Here is a 16,720-nt window from a genome sequence, read left to right as displayed (position 1 = left end):
GTAGCGTGGCAAGCCCAAGTTGTCACCAGCGATGGTGCAGGTTCCGCGGAGACTTATCGGCAGCTGTTCGGCTAGTGACTTTCGATCGCGCCGGAAACGATCGTTTACGGCAGGGAGACGGCGCCACCGCGATCCGACGGGCTTCCTGAGACTCCGCCACTTTCGTGAGACGCTCCGACAGCCTTCGTGAGACTCCGACAACTCTCGTGAGATCGGACACATCCAATGGTCGTGGTTCTCAAATCGCCGTGACCAAACCGTTGCATTCGTTACCTCGCCGTTATACAGTGATCACACGGTGAATGTTTGCTGTGGCACTCACCGCATGTGATTGCAGGACACTCTTGGTGCAAGGGACAAGGGCCGGTCGGGAGCCTCTCCGACCGGCCCTTTACTGTTCGCACTATCCTGTGAGGATGACCGATCGCAAGCTCGCCCTGGAGGCCTGGGAGAGCCTGTTCCGGGCGCAGCACGAGCTCTTCACCGAGATGATGGCGGACTTCGAGCACGGCGAGCTCGCGCAGGCCGAGTACGACGTGCTGCTCACCGTCACCCGCTCCCCCGACATGACCGCGCGGCTGCGCGACGTCACGGCGAACATGCTGATCAGCCAGCCCAGCGTCTCGCGACTCGTCGACCGCATGGTCACGCGCGGGCTCGTGTCGAAGTGCGCCGACCCCGACGACGGGCGGGGCTCCCTCATCCGCGCCACGGAGGCCGGTGCGCGCGCGTTCCGCTCGCTCGCCACCGTGCACGGCCGCTCCATCGCCGAACGGATGTCGGCTCTCGGCGACGACGAGCTGCGCACGCTGCGCGACCTCGCCGAGAAGCTCCGCCAGGGCTGACCTCCCGCCGCCGCAGCGCGGCGACCGCCACGCTGCGGGAAGACTTCTCCACGTCGGGCGGATGATCCCCGTGAGGTTCTCCGCCCGAGAACGAGTTCTCCTCCAGGGCGCCGCGCCGGAACGTCAGAAGTACTTTTCTGACAGGGTGGAGGTGAAGGCGCGCACCACGGCGCGCTCGAGACCGCCCCCTCGGGGGGAACCAGGGAGGTCATCCATGGAGATCGCCGGAGCAGTCGGCATCCTGATCATCGTCGGCATCGCGATCGTCGCCGCCGTCATCATCCTGCTCATCCTGCTGCTGTTCGCACGCAGCTGGATCAAGGTGGCCCGCGCCGATGAGGCGCTCGTCATCTCGGGACGCAAGCAGAAGGTGCAACGCGCCGTCATCGCCACCGACGGCTCGAGCACGTCCGAGATGTCGGAGTCGCCCGTCACGGTCATCGTGAACGGCAAGTCGCTCGTCAACCCGATCACGCAGCGCCACGAGATCATCTCGTTGCGCTCCCGCCAGGTCTCCCTGAACGCCGAGGCGCAGTCGCTCGACAGCGTCACCCTGAACGTCGACGGTGTCGCGATCGTGAAGATCGGCTCCGACCCCATCCTGGTCCGCCGTGCGGCAGAGCGATTCGCCTCGCAGGACAAGGCCATCGAGCAGTTCACCACCGAGCAGCTGGAAGGTGCCCTCCGCGGCATCGTCGCGACGCTCTCGGTCGTCGAGCTGATGCGTGAGCGCAAGAAGTTCTCCGACCAGATCGCCGCCGACGTCTCGCAGGAGCTCGCCGAACAGGGTCTGATCCTGGACTCGTTCCAGATCAAGGGCATCACCGACAAGGTCGGTTACATCCAGTCGCTCGGTGCTCCCGAGATCCAGGCGAAGCGTCAGTCCGCGGAGATCTCGCAGACCAACGCCGATCGCGCGATCAACCAGAAGAACATCGCGAACCAGGAAGCCAACCTGATCGAGCAGACCGCGCTCGACACCAACACGGCGAACTCCAACGCGGGCATCGGCCGGGCGCGCGCCGAGGCCGAGCAGGCCGAGAACCTCGCCCGCGAGCAGGCGCAGCAGGCCGTGCTGCAGCAGCAGGCCGAGAACCGCCAGGCCCAGCTCGACGCCGACGTCAAGCGCGTCGCCGACGCCCAGCGGTACGAGGCGGAGACGCGTGCTCAAGCCGAGCTGTACACCCGTGAGCGTGCGGCCGAGGCCGCCGCGATCGAGCAGGTCAAGCAGGCAGAGGCCCGCACCCGCATCGCCGAGCAGCAGGCGAAGGCCGACAAGGCCCGTGCCGATGGTGAGGCTGCAGCAGCCGTCGCGAAGGCGCAGGGTGAGGCAGATGCACTGCGATCCCAGGCCGAAGCCGAGGCAGAGGCACGCCGACTGCGCGCCAACGCCGAGGCGGATGCCATCCGCGCCGAGGGTGACGCGCGAGCAGCCGCCCTCGAGGCCGAGGCGAAGGCGATCGCCTCGAACCAGGACGCCTTCCTCTCGCAGCGCGTGCTCGAGGTGCTGCCGTCGATCATGGCTGAGTTCTCGAAGGGCTACGCGGCGATCGGCAACGTGTCGATCATCGGCGGCTCGGGCGACGAGGGCGCGTCGCAGGTCGTCGGCGCCGACAACGCGATCGCGATGCGGTCGGTGTTCGACAGCGTGCACTCGGCCACGGGACTCGACCTCGCGGGCATCATCCAGGGCCAGGCCGTCGGCCGCGGCATCGGCGAAGGCGTGGCCGCGGCCACCGCCCCCGCGCAGGCCCCCGCGCAGCCCCGGGTTCCGACGCCGACCACTCCCCCGCCGCCCGCCGCACCGGCAGCCGACGCGGAGTAGTCTCCCCACTCAGAACAGCGGATGCCGCGGCCGATCTCGGTCGCGGCATCCGCTGTTCTCGTGCCGGCTGAACCGGTCGCCGTCCACAACTCAGGCGATCCGTCGCCGTCGCCGCGCAGAGATGCGGATTCGTGCCACATCGGACGCAATTCTCCTGAGTTGGGGACGACCCCGCACCCCGCCGACCGGGCAGACTGGGACGATGACGTCCGCCGCCTTCGACCTCGCCGCCATCGGCGCAGGGCTCTCGTTCGCGGCCGCCGTCGATGAGCTCGCGGCGACGCTCGACACGAGCACGTCCGCAGTGGTGAGCGCGCCCCCTGGCACCGGCAAGACCACGCTGGTGCCGCCGCTGCTCGCCTCGCGCGCGACCGGCCGCGTCATCGTCACGCAGCCGCGCCGCGTCGCCGCCCGCGCAGCCGCACGTCGACTCGCGCAGCTCGACGGCTCGCCGCTCGGCACGCGGGTCGGGTTCACGGTCCGCGGCGAGCGCGCGGTCGCACGGGAGACACGGGTCGAGTTCGTCACGGCCGGTGTGCTGCTGCGCCGCCTGCTCGACGATCCGGGACTCCAGGGCGTGGACGCCGTGATCATCGACGAGGTGCACGAGCGCGCACTCGAGACCGACCTCCTGATCGGCCTGCTCTCGGAGGTGCGCGAGCTGCGAGACGACCTCGTGCTCATCGCCATGTCGGCGACCCTCGACGCTGCGCGCATCGCCGCTGTGCTCGGCACCGACGAGCAGCCGGCCCCGATCGTCGACCACGATGTGCCCGCGTTCCCGCTCACCGAGCGCTGGGCTCCGAGCTCCGCCCTACGCCTTGACGAACGCGGAGTCACCGGGGCGTTCCTCGATCACGTCGCGCGCACCACGGCATCCGCCGCGCGGGAGCTGCACCACGACGAACCGGCCGCCGACGTGCTCGTCTTCGCCCCTGGCGCCCGAGAGGTGTCGGAGATCGCCCGCCGAGTGCGCGACGCCACCGACACCTTCGACGTGCGCGAGCTGCACGGCCGGATGCCCGCCGCTGAGCAGGACGCCGTGATGCGCGGCCGCCGTGCCGATGAGCGACCGCGCATCATCGTCACGACCTCGCTCGCGGAGTCCTCTCTCACGGTGCCCGGTGTGCGCCTGGTGGTCGACACGTGTCTGTCCCGCACTCCCCAGCGCGACGCGGCACGGGGGATGACGGGACTGGTGACCGCGGCGGCCTCCCGCTCGTCCTGCGTGCAGCGCGCCGGCCGCGCCACCCGCCAGGGGCCGGGAACCGTCGTCCGCTGCGTCGATGAGCGCACCTACGCCGCTGCCCCCGCCCGTCCGACACCGGAGATCGCGTCGACCGACCTCGCGGACGCCGCCCTGCTGCTCGCGTGCTGGGGCGCCCCGGGCGGTGCCGGTCTGCGGCTGATCGACCCGCTGCCCGCCGACAGCCTGTCCGACGCCCTCACGGTGCTGCACGGCCTGGGCGCGATCGACGACGACGGCCGCGCCACCGATGAGGGACGTGCCCTGGCCCGCATCCCCACGGATCCGCGGCTGGCCCGCGCCTTGCGTGATGGCGGACCGGCGGTGGGCGCTCGACTCGCCGCCGAGGTCGTGGCGCTGCTGGGCGGCGACCTGCGCACCGCGGACTCGGATGTCGCCCAGGCGCTCATCGCACTGCGAGGCGCGCGCACGCCGGATGCCCGTCGCTGGCGCAGTGATGCAGACCGCCTCGAGCGTCTGAGCACGGCGACCCCGGGTGTGCGCTCCGACCTCGACGGCGTCGGTCTCGTGATCGCGCTGGCTTTTCCCGAGCGGGTCGCCCGCCGTGTGGAACAGATCTCCGGCGGGGCGACGTTCCTGCTGGCATCCGGAACCCGCGCGGGGGTGACCGGCCCGCTCGCGGGGGTCGAATGGCTGGCCATCGCCGACGTCGCCCGCGCCTCCGGACGTGCGGCGGCCGGGTCGGGGGCGGTCGTCCGGTCGGCGGCGACGCTCAGCGAGGAGCAGATGGAGCAGGCCGCGAGTCATCTGCTCACGGACCGCGTCGAGGCGGAGTTCGTCGGAGGTCGCGTGCAGGCCCGGCGCGAGCGCCGCGTGGGGGCGATCCTGCGCTCCTCGGCACCGGTGCGTGCATCGGCCGACGAGGGCCGTGACGCGGTGCGGCGCACTCTGCAGCGCGAGGGGCTGGGCCTGTTCACCTGGTCATCCTCCGCGGCAGAGCTGCGGTGTCGCCTGGCGCTGCTGCATCGCGAGCTAGGAGCGCCCTGGCCGGACGTCTCGGATCTCGGGCTCCTCGCCGCCCTCGACACCTGGCTCGCGCCGGAGCTCGAGTCCCTCGCCTCCGGCACCCCGGCAGCCCGACTGGATCTGACGTCGGCGCTGCGCCGGCTGCTGCCGTGGCCCGAGGCCGTGCGCCTCGATGAGCTCGTGCCCGAGCGACTCGAGGTGCCCAGCGGGTCACGCGTGCGGATCGTGTACCCGGCGCCCGACGACCCGGATGCGCGCCCCGTGGTCGCCGTGAAACTGCAGGAGTGCTTCGGCTGGGCCGAGACGCCGCGGCTGGTCGAGGGACGCGTGCCGGTGTTGTTCCATCTGCTCTCCCCCGCGGGCCGACCGCTCGCCGTCACGGACGACCTCGCCTCATTCTGGTCAGGTCCCTATGCGCAGGTGCGGGCGGAGATGCGCGGCCGGTACCCGAAGCACCCCTGGCCGGAAGATCCCTGGGCCGCCGCGCCGACCAGGCACACCAAGAACCGCGCCGCGCGCTGAGCCGCGGCCGAGTTCTCCGCGCGTGCGCCGACTCAGCGCGTGCGCCGGCGCAGCGTCAGCGCTGCCAGCACGAGGGCGCCGACCGCGAACGCCAGCACCACGAGCAACGGGCCGAACACGTCCCAGCCCTCATCTCCCGCCGCGACCGCGTTGATCGTGTCGATCGCATAGCTCAGCGGCAGCCAGTCCGAGATGGCGTGCAGCACATCGGGCATCTGGTCGCGCGGCATGAACAGCCCGCCCAGGATGATCTGCGGGAAGACGAGCACCGGCATGAACTGCACCGCCTGGAACTCGGTCTGGGCGAACGCGCTGGCGAGCAGTCCGAGCGCGGTGCCGAGCAGGGCGTCGACGATCGCGACCAGTCCGAGCTGCCACAGCGGACCGTCGACGTCGAGACCGCATACCCCCACCGCGAACGACACCGTGATCACGGCCTGCAGCAGCGCCATCAGCCCGAAGGCGAGCGCATACCCGAGGATGAAGTCGGCCTTGCCGAGCGGCGTGGTCATCAGACGCTCCAGCGTGCCGGACCGGCGCTCCCGCAACGTGGTGATCGAGGTGATCAGGAACATCACGATGAACGGGAACAGTGCCAGGATCGCACCCCCGAACCGGTCGAAGACGCCCTCCTGATCGCTGAACAGCCAGGCGAACAGACCCACCAGCAGGCTCGGCGCGATGAGCATCAGGGCGATCGACCGCGGATCGTGGCGCAACTGCGTCAGCACCCTGCCTGCCGTGGCGAGCATCCGCAGTCCGTTCATGCCGATGCCTCGCCGTCATCCGCGCGCGTGTGTCGGCGTGATCTCCTGGTGTCCGCCGCGAACGGTCGATCTCGTTCGATGAGCGCCAGGAACGCAGCCTCCGGATCGTCCGTGCCGGTGTCGGCCAGGAGCGCGTGCGGGGTGGTGTCGGCGATGATCCGCCCCTCGCGCAGCAGCAGCAGCCGGTCGCAGCGAAGAGCCTCATCCATGACGTGGCTCGAGACGATGAGGGTGACCCCGCGGTCGGCGAGACTGCGGAACAGCGCCCACAGCTCGGATCGCAGCACGGGGTCGAGCCCGACCGTCGGCTCGTCCAGCACCACGAGCTCGGGGGATCCGATCAGCGCCATCGCGAGCGAGACCCGCGTCGACTGCCCGCCGCTGAGCGAGTCGACCAGCTGGCCGGCCTGCGGCCCGAGTCCCACTTCGGCGATCACCCGATCGACGTCGCCCTTCGGAGCCTTGAGCAGCGCGGCGAAGTACGACAGGTTCTGCCGCACGCTCAGATCGCCGTACACCGCGGCGCCCTGAGTGCCGTAGGCCACGCGATGCCGCAGCTGCCGGGATCCGCCCGGCTCGCCCAGCACGGTGACCTCACCGGACATGATGCGCTGCACGCCGACGATCGAGCGCATGAGCGTGGTCTTGCCGCATCCGGAGGGACCGAGCAGCCCGGTGATCTGCCCGCGCGGGATGGCGAGGTCGATCCCGTCGAACACCGCGGTCTTGCCGCGCTGCACCCGCAGCTGCGAGACCTCGACCGCGAGATTATTCATCATGCGATGAATTATGCGCCTGCGCGCGAGCGACGTCAACGGTCAGTCGAAGAGGTAGCGCTGCACCGTGGGGCCCACCCTGGCGACCAGTTCGTCGACCGAGGCGGCCGCGAGCGCCGGCAGCCGCAACACGTACCGCGCGATCAGCATCCCGGCGATCTGCGAGGCGACGAGCGAGGCCCGCAGCTCCGCGTCGTCGACGTCGAGACTCTTCGCCACGCGCGAGAGCAGTTCGCGCGACAGGAAGCCGGCCAGCATCGGAGTCGAGAACTTGCTGCCGATCGCCGTGCGCAGCAGCATGACACCACGGCGGCGGATCTCCGGTTGCTCGAACGCCTGCAGCACGTAACGGATCAGTCGCTCGCCGATCCCGTCCCTGGGTCCGGCGAGGATCCCCGGCACATCGATATCGGGGCGGAGCGGGATGCCGATGGCCTCGGCGAAGAGGTCGGCCTTGGTGCCGAAGTAGTGGTGCACGAGCGCCGAGTCCACGCCGGCACGTGCGGCGATGAGCCGGATCGTCGCCGCCTCGTAACCGTGCTCTCCGAACTCGTCGACAGCCGCGGCGATGATCCGCTCCCGCGCGTCGGACACTCCCCGCGGGCGTCCACGCCGCTTCGGGGCCGTGTGCTCGGTCATGCCCGCCAGCCTACGACTTCCTTCGGGAACGGATGCCGGCTCAGTCGAGCAGATGACGCAGGTAGCGCGGCGGCGAGTCGAGGAACGACCGCCAGTGGTTCACGAGTTCGAGGTCGTTCCACTCGGCGGGACGGATGCCCCAGTCGCCGACCTCGAGGATGCGCGCGCCGGGGAGCGCGGCGAGCACCGGCGAGTGTGTGGCGCACAGCACCTGGCCGCCCTCGTCGACGATGCGCTGCAGCACCGCGACGAGTGCGAGCGTCGAGGAGAACGACAGCGCGGCCTCGGGCTCGTCGAGACAGTAGAACCCCGGTTCGTCGAACCTGCTCTCCAGCAGTGCGAGGAAGGACTCGCCATGACTCATCTCGTGGAAGGCGACGTCTCCGCGGGATGACGGGTTCTCTTCCAGATATGTGTAGAACGAGTGCATCGTCTCGGCGCGCAGGAAGAACCCCCACCGGTTCGCCCCGACGCCGCGCTGGAGCCGCAGCCACTCCGACAACGGCGACTCGGTCGGTCGCGTGCTGTGCTTCGCCTGGCGCGACCCGCCCTCGGGCGACAGCCCGTACGCGATCGCGACCCCCTCGACGATGGTCGACTTGCCGCTGCCGTTCTCGCCGACGAGGAACGTCACCCCCGGGTCGAGGTCGATGCCGTCCCTCAGCACCTGCGCGACGGCCGGGATGCTCGTCGGCCACTGCGCGCCGGGTGTGGGGGCGTCGTCGGTCGGCTGCACGGCCACGACCGGCTGCTGGCGCCGGCGCCGACTCTTCGGGTCCCAGAACGGATCCATCAGACTCCCCTCGCTCGGTCTTCGAGGAGGCTACCTGCGATCACCGACACCCGCGCCGGCGACCTCAGCACTCGATGACGTTGACCGCGAGGCCGCCTTCGCTCGTCTCCTTGTACTTGGTCGACATGTCGGCGCCGGTCTGACGCATCGTCTCGACCACGGCATCCAGCGACACGTAGTGGCTGCCGTCGCCGCGCAGGGCCAGCCGCGCGGCGGTCACCGCGGTCGACGCCGCGATCGCGTTGCGCTCGATGCAGGGGATCTGCACGAGTCCCCCGATCGGGTCGCAGGTCAGGCCGAGGTGGTGCTCCATCGCGATCTCGGCCGCGTTCTCGATCTGCCGGTTCGTGCCGCCCATCACCGCGGTGAGCCCCCCGGCCGCCATCGCGCACGCGGACCCGACCTCGGCCTGGCATCCGCCCTCCGCCCCCGAGATCGAGGCATTCGCCTTGAACAGCGAACCCAGCGCGGTGGCTGTGAGCAGGAAGCGACGGATGCCGCGGCGGCGGTTCGCCTCGGCGGTCTGCTCCGGATCGAGGTCGGCGTCGGCCTGTGCGGCGAGACTGCGGCCGTCGGGGCCGAAGCCCAACAGCGCGCTGCCGACCAGTTCGCCGTACGGCGTGACGGCGTTGCCCGCACCGAGTCCGGAGTCCGCGAGGAATCGCCACCAGTACATCGCCACCGCGGGCAGGATGCCGGCCGCGCCGTTCGTCGGTGCGGTGACGACCCTTCCGCCCGCCGCATTCTCCTCGTTCACGGCGAGCGCGAAGGCCCCGAGCCATTCGCCGGGGAGCTCACGATGCCCCTCGGCCTCGACCTCTTCGAGCTGTGCGCGGATCGTGCCCGCCCGCCGCTTCACCTTGAGCATGCCCGGCAGCACACCGTCGGAGTGCAGCCCTGCCTCGACGCACGCCGACATGGCGTTCCAGATCGCGTCCAACCCTGCGGCCACGTCTTCCTCGCTGCGCACAGCGGTCTCGTTCAATCGCGCGACCTCGGCGATCGACAGCCCGTGCTCATCGCACAGCGCGAGCAGCGACGCGGCATCCGCATAGGAGTAGGGGAATCCCGCAGCCGCGATCGACGTGCTCTCCCCTTCGCGCCGGATGAAGCCTCCGCCGATCGAGTAGTACGTCTCCTCCGCGACTGTCGCCCCGGCATCGTCCCGGGCGGTGATCGTCATCGCATTGGGGTGGCCGGGCAGTCGGGTGCGCGGGGCGAAGACGATGTCGGTCTTCGCGAACGGGATCTGCCGCCTCCCATCGAGCGTGAGCGGCTCGCCCGCCGGATACTCGGTCCAGGCGGAACGCACCTCCGCGGGGTCGCAGCTCTCCGGCGACAGCCCCCGCAGGCCCGCCACGACCGCATCCGGCGTGCCGTGTCCGATGCCGGTTGCGCCCAGGGAACCGAACAGCGTGCACTCGATCCTCGCTACCTGTGCGAGCGTCTCGCTCGCGCCGAGCCGGTGGACGAAGTCCAGGGCCGCGCGCATCGGACCCACCGTGTGGGAGCTCGATGGTCCCACTCCGATGGAGAACAGGTCGAAAGCCGAGACGTACGCAGTCACGCGTCCAGGTTACGCCGCCTTGCCGGTTTCGTTTCCGTCTCATCAACCTGCCCGCAGGAGCTATGACACGGAATCATGCTGTCTCGTCAAGCCCCTTCATCCTGCCTCGTTCCGGCGGCATCCTGAACGCGAAGACATCGCGAAAGGGGCGACCATGACGAACAGCACACCGGAGCAGGAACCGTCTGCCGAGACGCAGGCTCCCACCCCCACTCCCGCATCGGGAACGGATGCCGGAGAGGTGACGGCCGAGTCGCCCGCGCAGGAGGAATCGGCCGAGCAGGCGGATCCCGAAGAGGTGCCGAGCACCGAGCAGCTGCAGGAGCCGAGCACCGAGAAGGACCCGGGCGAGGAGCCGGTGGCCCCGAAGCGCGACGAGCCCGAGCCCGACCACGAGGCCGTCGGCATCGGCGTCATCGACACCGAGGAGCCGCAGGCCGGCTGACGCACGCGCCCACGCGTGGGGGCAAGGCGCTCTCGTGACCCATGACTCAGGACTCGCTACTCGTGACCGGTGACCCCGTGACCCCGTGACCCCGTGACCTCGGTGTCCTCGGTGACCCCGTGACCCCGGTGTCCTCGGTGACCCCGTGACTCCGGTGAGGGGTCAAGACACGCCGCACGGACCGACCGGTCAGCGGCATGTCGTGACCCCTCAGCGATGAGGATCCGCGCACCGCAGAGATGGCCACGGCGCGAGGTGCGTGCGACAGAGGCCACGGGCGAGGGGCGCTCGTGACGCGTGACTCCGGTGAGGGGTCAAGACACGCCGCACGGACCGACCGGTCAGCGGCATGTCTTGGCCCCTCAGCGGGCGAGACGGGCAAGAGACGGGCGAGAGACGGGCGAGAGACGGGCGAGAGACGGGCGAGACGGGGAAGAGACGGGCACGCCGGGCGAGGAACGGGTGGGACGGGCTCGGGATCGCCGGGAGCTACTCGACGAGCTTCCCTGCGGTGTCGACCTCGCGCATGAGCTCGGCGATCTCGGCAGGGATCTCGGGGATCGCCTCGTGCGTGATGCCCTCGCGCGGGCTCCACACCAGGTTCACCTGCAGGGTCGGGTCGGTGTCGGGGAAATCGCTGCGGTTGTGGCATCCGCGGGTCTCCCGCCGCTCCAGCGCGGCCTCCATCGTCGCCCGTGCCGCCAGCGCCGAGGCCTTCAGGTCGAACGCGTGCGCGAGGTCCTGGAACCCGGCGATGTCCGGATGGATGCCGATGTCTTCCATGCGTCCCTCGATCATGTCGAGTTCGGCGAGGCCGGCGCGCAGCCCCTGCTCGTCGCGGACGACGCCCGCGTACTCTGTCATGGTGTTGCGGATGGCGCGCTGCAGCGCTCGCACGTTCTCCCGGCCGTCGGCGGACAGGAGGTCGGCGATCTCCGCCCGAGCCACAGCGACGGCCTCCGCCGACCGCTGCTGCGCTTCGAGACCGGCGGCATGGGCCATCGCGGCCTGCCCGACGATGCGCCCGTACACGAGCAGCTCGATGAGCGAGTTGCCGCCGAGGCGGTTGGCGCCGTGGAGGCCGCTGGAAGCCTCGCCGATCGCGTACAGCCCCTCCACGTCGGTCTGGTGATCCTCCGGACGCACCCACACCCCGCCCATCGAGTAGTGCGCGGTCGGCGCGATCTCGATCGGGTCGGTGGTGATGTCGAGCATCTGCAGCTCCATCATCGTCTGGTAGACGCGCGGCAGACGGGTCATGATCGTCTCGCGCGGCAGGTGCGAGACATCGAGCCAGACGCCGCCGTTCTCGGTGCCGCGTCCTTCCTTGATCTCGGTGTACGCGGCGAGCGCGACCCGGTCGCGGGTCGACAGCTCCATGCGCTCCGGGTCGTACTTCGGCATGAACCGCTCGCCGAGCGCGTTGCGCAGGATGCCGCCCTCGCCGCGCGCGGCCTCGGAGATGAGCGTGCCGGCGGCGTTCTCGGGCTCGATGATGCCGGACGGGTGGAATTGCACGAGCTCCGGGTCGCGCAGCCGGGCACCGGCGTCGACAGCGAGACGGAAGGAGTCACCGGTGTTCTCGTCGCGGCGGGAGGAGGTGCGGCGCCAGATGCGGTTGTGTCCGCCGGCGGCGAGGATCACGGCGTCCGCGTGGATCAGGTAGCGCGTGCCGTCGGCCTGGTCGAAGCCGTAGGCGCCGAAGATGACGTTGTCGCGCACGAGCAGACGCGTGATGTAGACGTTGTCGAGGATCGGCACCTCGAGCTGCTCGGCCTTGCGAACGAGGGTGCGCTGGATCTCGAGGCCCGTGTAGTCGCCAGAGAAGGCCGTGCGGCGGAAGGTGTGCGCGCCGAAGAAGCGCTGCGAGATGCGGCCGTCGTCCTCCCTGGCGAAGTCCATGCCCCAGCGCTCGAGGTCGCGGATGCCGCGCTCGGCGCCTTGGGTGACGATCTCGACCGTGTGGGGATTGGCGAGCAGATAGCTCTCCTTGATGGTGTCGGCGGCGTGCTGCTGCCAGGTGTCGTCGGCATCCATGGTCCCCAGAGCCGCGTTGATACCGCCGGCAGCCAGGGAGGTGTGCGCATCCTGGCGCGGGCGTTTGCCGACGGCGAGGACGTCGACGCCGTGTTCGGCGATCTCGATCGCCGCGCGCAGGCCGGATCCTCCGGTGCCGATGACCAGGACCGTGGTGGAGATCTGACGTTCGCGTGTGCTCATGCCTTCGACGCTAGTTAGGTCATCCTAATAACTCCAATGCATAGTTGGCGTCGTAACGATGCGGGTAGGCTATGGTCATGAACCTCGAGCAGCTCCGCGGGTTCGTCGAAGTCGCCCGCCTCGGACACTTCACCCGCGCCTCCGAGCACCTCCATCTGGCACAGCCCTCGCTGAGCCGGCAGATCTCCACGCTCGAGCGCGAACTCGGCGCCGAACTGTTCCACCGCGCCCGCGGTCACATCGCGCTCACCGCCGCCGGAGAGACGCTGCTCCCCCGTGCGCAGCGGATGCTCGCCGAGGCCGAGGCGATCCGCGAGGAGATGGGCGAGCTCGCCGGCCTCCGCCGCGGTCGGGTGCGGCTCGGGGCGACTCCGACGCTGTGCATCAGCCTCGTCGCCGAGGCGATCAGCGTGTTCCATGCCGCCCATCCCGGCGTCGAGCTGCAGCTCACGGAGGCGGGGTCGCGCACCCTTGTCGAGCAGCTCGCGGTGGGCGCGCTCGACATCGCCCTCGTCACCGCGTCGGAGGGACAGCCGCCGGCCGGAGTGAGCCTGACGCGGATGCCGCTGCTGGCCGAAGAGCTCGTCGTCGTCTCCTCGGCGGCAGAGCCTCCCGTGACCACGGCGCCCTCGCTCGACCTTCCCGGCCTCGCCTCCCTGCCGCTGATCGCCTTCGACGAGAGCTACGAGCTGCGCGCCACGACAGACGCCGCATTCCGCTCCGCCGGCCTCGCGCCCGTGCCGCTGCTGGCCGGCGCCGAGATGGACGCAGTGCTGCGCTTCGTCGAGCGCGGCCTCGGCGTCGCCGTCGTTCCGGCCATGGTGCTGCTCGACCGTCCGGCACTGCGGTCCGTGCGCCTCTCGCATCCGATGATGACGCGCACCGTGAGCCTCGCGCACCGGTCCGACGTGACCCCCGCGATCGCCGTCGCCGCCATGCGCCGCGTGATCGTGTCGACCGCGGCCGAGGTCGCCCGCCGCGACCCCGCGATCACCTCGCTGATCGACTGAGTTCCGACCGCGAGGGGACGCCGTCCGGCCACGCCCTCCGACGGCTCGCAGGGCCCCCGATGACACATCGGAGAAGTTCTGGTGGTTAACGTGATTAACCGCTTGACCAGCGCCACCGCCTGCGGCTATCGTCATGCGTAACCGATTAACCATCAACGAAGAGGTGACGATGAGCCAGCGAGGGTTCTACCGGCCGGACGGCGCATGGGTGGGGGATGTCATCCCGTACCAGGAGGATGGCGTGTTCCATCTCTTCTACCTGCACGAGACGCGTCGCACGCCGAAAGAGGGCATGCCCTGGAAGCGGGTGGTGACCGAGAACCTCGTCGACTTCCACGAGACCGGCGTCGCCATCGCCTCGGGCGGGAACCAGGCCGCGGACTTCAACATCTACACCGGCAGCATCGTGCGCGATGACGACGGTGTCCATCACGCGTTCTACACAGGGCAGAATCCCGACCGCCTCGGGGCGGACGGGCTCCCGCTGCAGCTCGTGCTGCACGCCACGAGCCGTGACGGCATGCAGTCCTGGCAGCGCCACGCGGCCGACACCCTCGGCGCGACGGCCGGATACGAGACCGGCGATTGGCGCGACCCCTACGTCTTCTGGGATGCGGACGCAGAGCTGTGGCGCATGCTCATCACCGCCCGCCACACCGACGGGCCGCTCCGACGCCGTGGCGTCATCGCACAGTGCACGTCGCGCGATCTCACCCGCTGGGAGCCCGCGGCTCCCTTCTGGGATCCGCGCCGCACGGTCGCCTACGAATGCCCGGAGGTGTTCCAGTGGGGCGACTGGTGGTATCTGGTCTCATCCGAGTTCAGCGACGCCTTCACGACCCGGTACCGCATGGCCCGCAGCCTCCACGGCCCGTGGATCGTGCCCGCGCATGACACTCTCGACGGTCGCGCCTTCTACGCGGCGAAGTCTGCCGCGCGCGGCGACCGACGTCTCTTCTTCGGGTGGATCGCGACCCGAGAAGGCACAGCCGACGACGGTGCCTGGCAGTGGGCCGGCACGATGTCGGTGCTCGAAGCGGAGCAGCGTTCCGACGGCACTCTCGCCTTCCACCCCGCCGCCGAGCTCCGCGAGACCTTCGACGAAGCGATCAGCAGCATTCCCGCCGGCACGATCCTGAGCGCACCGGACGGATACGCCGATGCGCTCAGCCCCGACGACAGCCCCGACTCCTTCCGCGTCGTGGCCCGCTTCGACATCGCAGAGGGCACACGGGAGTGCGGCGTGCTCCTGCGCGCGAGCGCCGACGGTGACGAGGGCTACGTGCTGCGACTGGAGCCGCAGCGAGATCGCCTCGTTCTCGACCGGTGGCCCCGGCGCCAGACCGGCACGGAGCAGTGGCAGATCTCCGGTGACGTCCCCTTCGTGATCGAGCTCGAGCGCCCCGTGCCGCTCGGCGACGGTCCACACACCCTCGAGGTGATCGTCGACGGAGACATCTGCGTCGCGACCGTCGACGATGCCGTGGTGCTGAGCACGCGAATCTACGACCGACCGGTCGGCCGCATCGGCGCGTTCGTCGGTGAAGGCACCGTCACGGTCACCGAATTCTCGGTGTCGACGCGCGACGCCGCCGCCGAGGCCGCTCCCCTGACGCACGACCTCCTCACGTCCACGAACTGACCCGAATTCCCGCTGCACCGCACATGATCAAAGGAGATTCCGACATGCACACCACCCCCCGCGCAGTGGCGCTCTTCGCCGCACTGGCCGTCACCGCTCTCGCACTCACCAGCTGCACCGGTACGTCCGGCAGCGCCGACCCCACCGATGTCGACCCGGACGGCGACATCGTCCCCCGCGAGATCTCCTGGCTGCTCTCCCGGCCCGCAGACGGCGGCGTCATCACGACGATGGAGAAGATCGCCGACGAGTACGCCGCAGAGCACCCCGGATTCGCGCTCAACCTCATCACGACGCCCGACCGCCCCTCGTACATCCAGAAGTACGAGACCCTGGCAGCCGCGAACAAGCTCCCGGAGCTCTTCGACACCGATGCCACACCGTTCGCGCAGAAGCTCGCAGGGCAAGGGCGGATGGTCGACGTCGACCTGCTGCTGGAGGACCTCGGGCTCAGCGACGAGTACCGCGAAGCCGCGCTCAACTACCAGCGCTTCGACGACGGCTCGCTCTACATGGTGCCGTTCGAGTTCCAGCTCGAGTTCTTCTGGTACAACACCGCGCTGTTCGACGACGCCGGCGTGACCGTGCCGGCGACGCTCGACGACTTCCCGCAGATGTGCGAGGCGCTCCGCGCCCAGGGGATCACACCGATCGCCCTGGACGGTCAGGACCAGTGGCCGCTCGAGCGCTACATGGCCTACTACCCGTTCCGCATGGCCGGGCCGGAGTACATCCAGGATCTCAAGAACGGAGACGCATCGTTCGCCGATCCCGCCGGTCGCGCCGCCGCGGAGTGGCTGTACAGCCTCGGTCAGGCCGGATGCTTCCAGGAGGGCTTCTCCTCGACGGGCTACGCCGACGCGCAGGCGCTCTTCACCTCCGGACGCGCGGCCGTGTACAACATCGGCACCTGGGAGCTCGGCAACCTCGCGACCGATTCGCTCGACGCCGCCGTGCGCGACGATGTCGACTACTTCACCCTGCCGACCATCGACGGCGCCGTCACCGCAGACAATGAGTACGTGACCCCGTCCGGCATCGGCATGGCCGTGAACGCGCAGACCTACGACCCGCTCGTCCGGGACTTCCTCGCGTTCGCACTCGACCGCTACCCGGAGCTGTATGCGGCGACCGGTGCGCTCTCGCCGACCACGAACGTCGAGACCACGATCCCCGACAACGCCACCGACCTCTACTCACGGGCGGTGACGGAGGCCGACAACGTCGGGCCGAAGATCGCGATGCCCTGGGACACGCAGCTGGACCCGGCCACGAACACGCGCCTGCAGCAGGAGCTGACACTGCTCGTCCAGGGTGACATCACCCCCGACGAGTTCATCAAGACCATGGATGCGAGCCTCGCGGAGAACCTCGATGACTGATCTCGCACAGCCCGGGGTGGGCGCGGCGTCGCCGCGCTCACCCCGGGCGCGGAA

The 16,720-nt window shown here is 69.9% G+C and carries 13 protein-coding genes; 7 read left to right on the top strand and 6 right to left on the bottom strand.

The genetic code is table 11. The features are described 5' to 3' along the window. Positions 1-416: 416 nt before the first annotated feature. The 3 genes from KZC51_RS06140 (at position 417) to hrpB (ending at position 5,425) form a co-directional block, all read left to right on the top strand. Entirely contained in the window at positions 417-845 is a 429-nt protein-coding gene (locus KZC51_RS06140; RefSeq protein ID WP_247629123.1) for a MarR family winged helix-turn-helix transcriptional regulator, read from the top strand. Between the two features lie 214 nt (positions 846-1,059). Then, positions 1,060-2,670 carry an SPFH domain-containing protein gene (locus KZC51_RS06135; RefSeq protein ID WP_247629122.1) on the top strand — a complete coding sequence of 537 codons (1,611 nt, stop codon included), beginning with the start codon at positions 1,060-1,062 and terminating at the stop codon, positions 2,668-2,670. Between the two features lie 202 nt (positions 2,671-2,872). Then, entirely contained in the window at positions 2,873-5,425 is a 2,553-nt protein-coding gene (gene hrpB / locus KZC51_RS06130) for an ATP-dependent helicase HrpB (protein WP_247629121.1), read from the top strand. Between the two features lie 32 nt (positions 5,426-5,457). Here the strand turns inward: hrpB and KZC51_RS06125 are convergent, their stop codons facing one another. The 5 genes from KZC51_RS06125 to KZC51_RS06105 all read right to left on the bottom strand — a co-directional run bounded on the left by KZC51_RS06125 (position 5,458) and on the right by KZC51_RS06105 (position 9,967). Then, on the bottom strand, positions 5,458-6,192 hold the full coding sequence (locus tag KZC51_RS06125; RefSeq protein WP_247629120.1) for an ABC transporter permease: 735 nt from the start codon (positions 6,190-6,192) through the stop codon (positions 5,458-5,460). Continuing rightward, a complete protein-coding gene (locus KZC51_RS06120; RefSeq protein WP_247629119.1) occupies positions 6,189-6,971 on the bottom strand; it encodes an ABC transporter ATP-binding protein in 783 nt (260 codons plus the stop codon). The genes KZC51_RS06125 and KZC51_RS06120 overlap by 4 nt, the downstream gene beginning before the upstream one ends. A 39-nt stretch (positions 6,972-7,010) precedes the next feature. Then, positions 7,011-7,607 (bottom strand): TetR/AcrR family transcriptional regulator, encoded by a 597-nt coding sequence (locus KZC51_RS06115; RefSeq protein ID WP_247629118.1) that lies wholly within the window; start codon positions 7,605-7,607, stop codon positions 7,011-7,013. 40 nt (positions 7,608-7,647) lie between these two features. Beyond that, on the bottom strand, positions 7,648-8,400 hold the full coding sequence (locus KZC51_RS06110) for an AAA family ATPase (RefSeq protein WP_247629117.1): 753 nt from the start codon (positions 8,398-8,400) through the stop codon (positions 7,648-7,650). A gap of 64 nt (positions 8,401-8,464) precedes the next feature. Further along, positions 8,465-9,967, bottom strand: a complete 1,503-nt coding sequence (locus KZC51_RS06105; RefSeq protein ID WP_247629116.1) for an L-serine ammonia-lyase, iron-sulfur-dependent, subunit alpha — start codon at positions 9,965-9,967, stop codon at positions 8,465-8,467. A 154-nt stretch (positions 9,968-10,121) separates the two neighbouring features. Between KZC51_RS06105 and KZC51_RS06100 the strand changes: the two genes are divergently transcribed. Continuing rightward, the gene (locus KZC51_RS06100; protein WP_247629115.1) at positions 10,122-10,412 is read left to right on the top strand and encodes a hypothetical protein; all 291 of its coding nucleotides are present in this window, start codon (positions 10,122-10,124) and stop codon (positions 10,410-10,412) included. A gap of 489 nt (positions 10,413-10,901) precedes the next feature. On the opposite strand, the gene KZC51_RS06095 is transcribed toward KZC51_RS06100, so the two are convergent. Further along, complete coding sequence (locus KZC51_RS06095) at positions 10,902-12,632, bottom strand: L-aspartate oxidase (protein ID WP_247629114.1); 1,731 nt, start codon at positions 12,630-12,632, stop codon at positions 10,902-10,904. Positions 12,633-12,703: 71 nt separating this feature from the next. Between KZC51_RS06095 and KZC51_RS06090 the strand changes: the two genes are divergently transcribed. From KZC51_RS06090 to KZC51_RS06080, 3 genes are all read left to right on the top strand, one after another. Next, a complete protein-coding gene (locus tag KZC51_RS06090) occupies positions 12,704-13,642 on the top strand; it encodes a LysR family transcriptional regulator (protein WP_372491756.1) in 939 nt (312 codons plus the stop codon). A 169-nt stretch (positions 13,643-13,811) separates the two neighbouring features. Continuing rightward, the gene (locus tag KZC51_RS06085; protein WP_247630597.1) at positions 13,812-15,284 is read left to right on the top strand and encodes a GH32 C-terminal domain-containing protein; all 1,473 of its coding nucleotides are present in this window, start codon (positions 13,812-13,814) and stop codon (positions 15,282-15,284) included. A 44-nt stretch (positions 15,285-15,328) separates the two neighbouring features. Then, complete coding sequence (locus KZC51_RS06080; RefSeq protein ID WP_247629112.1) at positions 15,329-16,666, top strand: ABC transporter substrate-binding protein; 1,338 nt, start codon at positions 15,329-15,331, stop codon at positions 16,664-16,666. The last annotated feature ends 54 nt before the right edge of the window (positions 16,667-16,720 follow it).

This window comes from Microbacterium croceum, assembly GCF_023091245.1.
GTDB classification, from domain to species: Bacteria; Actinomycetota; Actinomycetes; order Actinomycetales; family Microbacteriaceae; genus Microbacterium; species Microbacterium croceum.
Note: the sequence above shows the minus strand (reverse complement) of the source record. Positions and strands in the feature narration are given on the sequence as shown.

Excerpts from the sequence above, each read along its gene's own strand:
- KZC51_RS06140 (WP_247629123.1), top strand. The coding sequence starts at position 417 with ATGACCGATCGCAAGCTCGCCCTGGAGGCCTGGGAGAGCCTGTTCCGG.
- KZC51_RS06135 (WP_247629122.1), top strand. The coding sequence starts at position 1,060 with ATGGAGATCGCCGGAGCAGTCGGCATCCTGATCATCGTCGGCATCGCG.
- hrpB (WP_247629121.1), top strand. The coding sequence starts at position 2,873 with ATGACGTCCGCCGCCTTCGACCTCGCCGCCATCGGCGCAGGGCTCTCG.
- KZC51_RS06125 (WP_247629120.1), bottom strand. The coding sequence starts at position 6,192 with ATGAACGGACTGCGGATGCTCGCCACGGCAGGCAGGGTGCTGACGCAG.
- KZC51_RS06120 (WP_247629119.1), bottom strand. The coding sequence starts at position 6,971 with ATGATGAATAATCTCGCGGTCGAGGTCTCGCAGCTGCGGGTGCAGCGC.
- KZC51_RS06115 (WP_247629118.1), bottom strand. The coding sequence starts at position 7,607 with ATGACCGAGCACACGGCCCCGAAGCGGCGTGGACGCCCGCGGGGAGTG.
- KZC51_RS06110 (WP_247629117.1), bottom strand. The coding sequence starts at position 8,400 with ATGGATCCGTTCTGGGACCCGAAGAGTCGGCGCCGGCGCCAGCAGCCG.
- KZC51_RS06100 (WP_247629115.1), top strand. The coding sequence starts at position 10,122 with ATGACGAACAGCACACCGGAGCAGGAACCGTCTGCCGAGACGCAGGCT.
- KZC51_RS06095 (WP_247629114.1), bottom strand. The coding sequence starts at position 12,632 with ATGAGCACACGCGAACGTCAGATCTCCACCACGGTCCTGGTCATCGGC.
- KZC51_RS06090 (WP_372491756.1), top strand. The coding sequence starts at position 12,704 with ATGGTCATGAACCTCGAGCAGCTCCGCGGGTTCGTCGAAGTCGCCCGC.
- KZC51_RS06085 (WP_247630597.1), top strand. The coding sequence starts at position 13,812 with ATGAGCCAGCGAGGGTTCTACCGGCCGGACGGCGCATGGGTGGGGGAT.
- KZC51_RS06080 (WP_247629112.1), top strand. The coding sequence starts at position 15,329 with ATGCACACCACCCCCCGCGCAGTGGCGCTCTTCGCCGCACTGGCCGTC.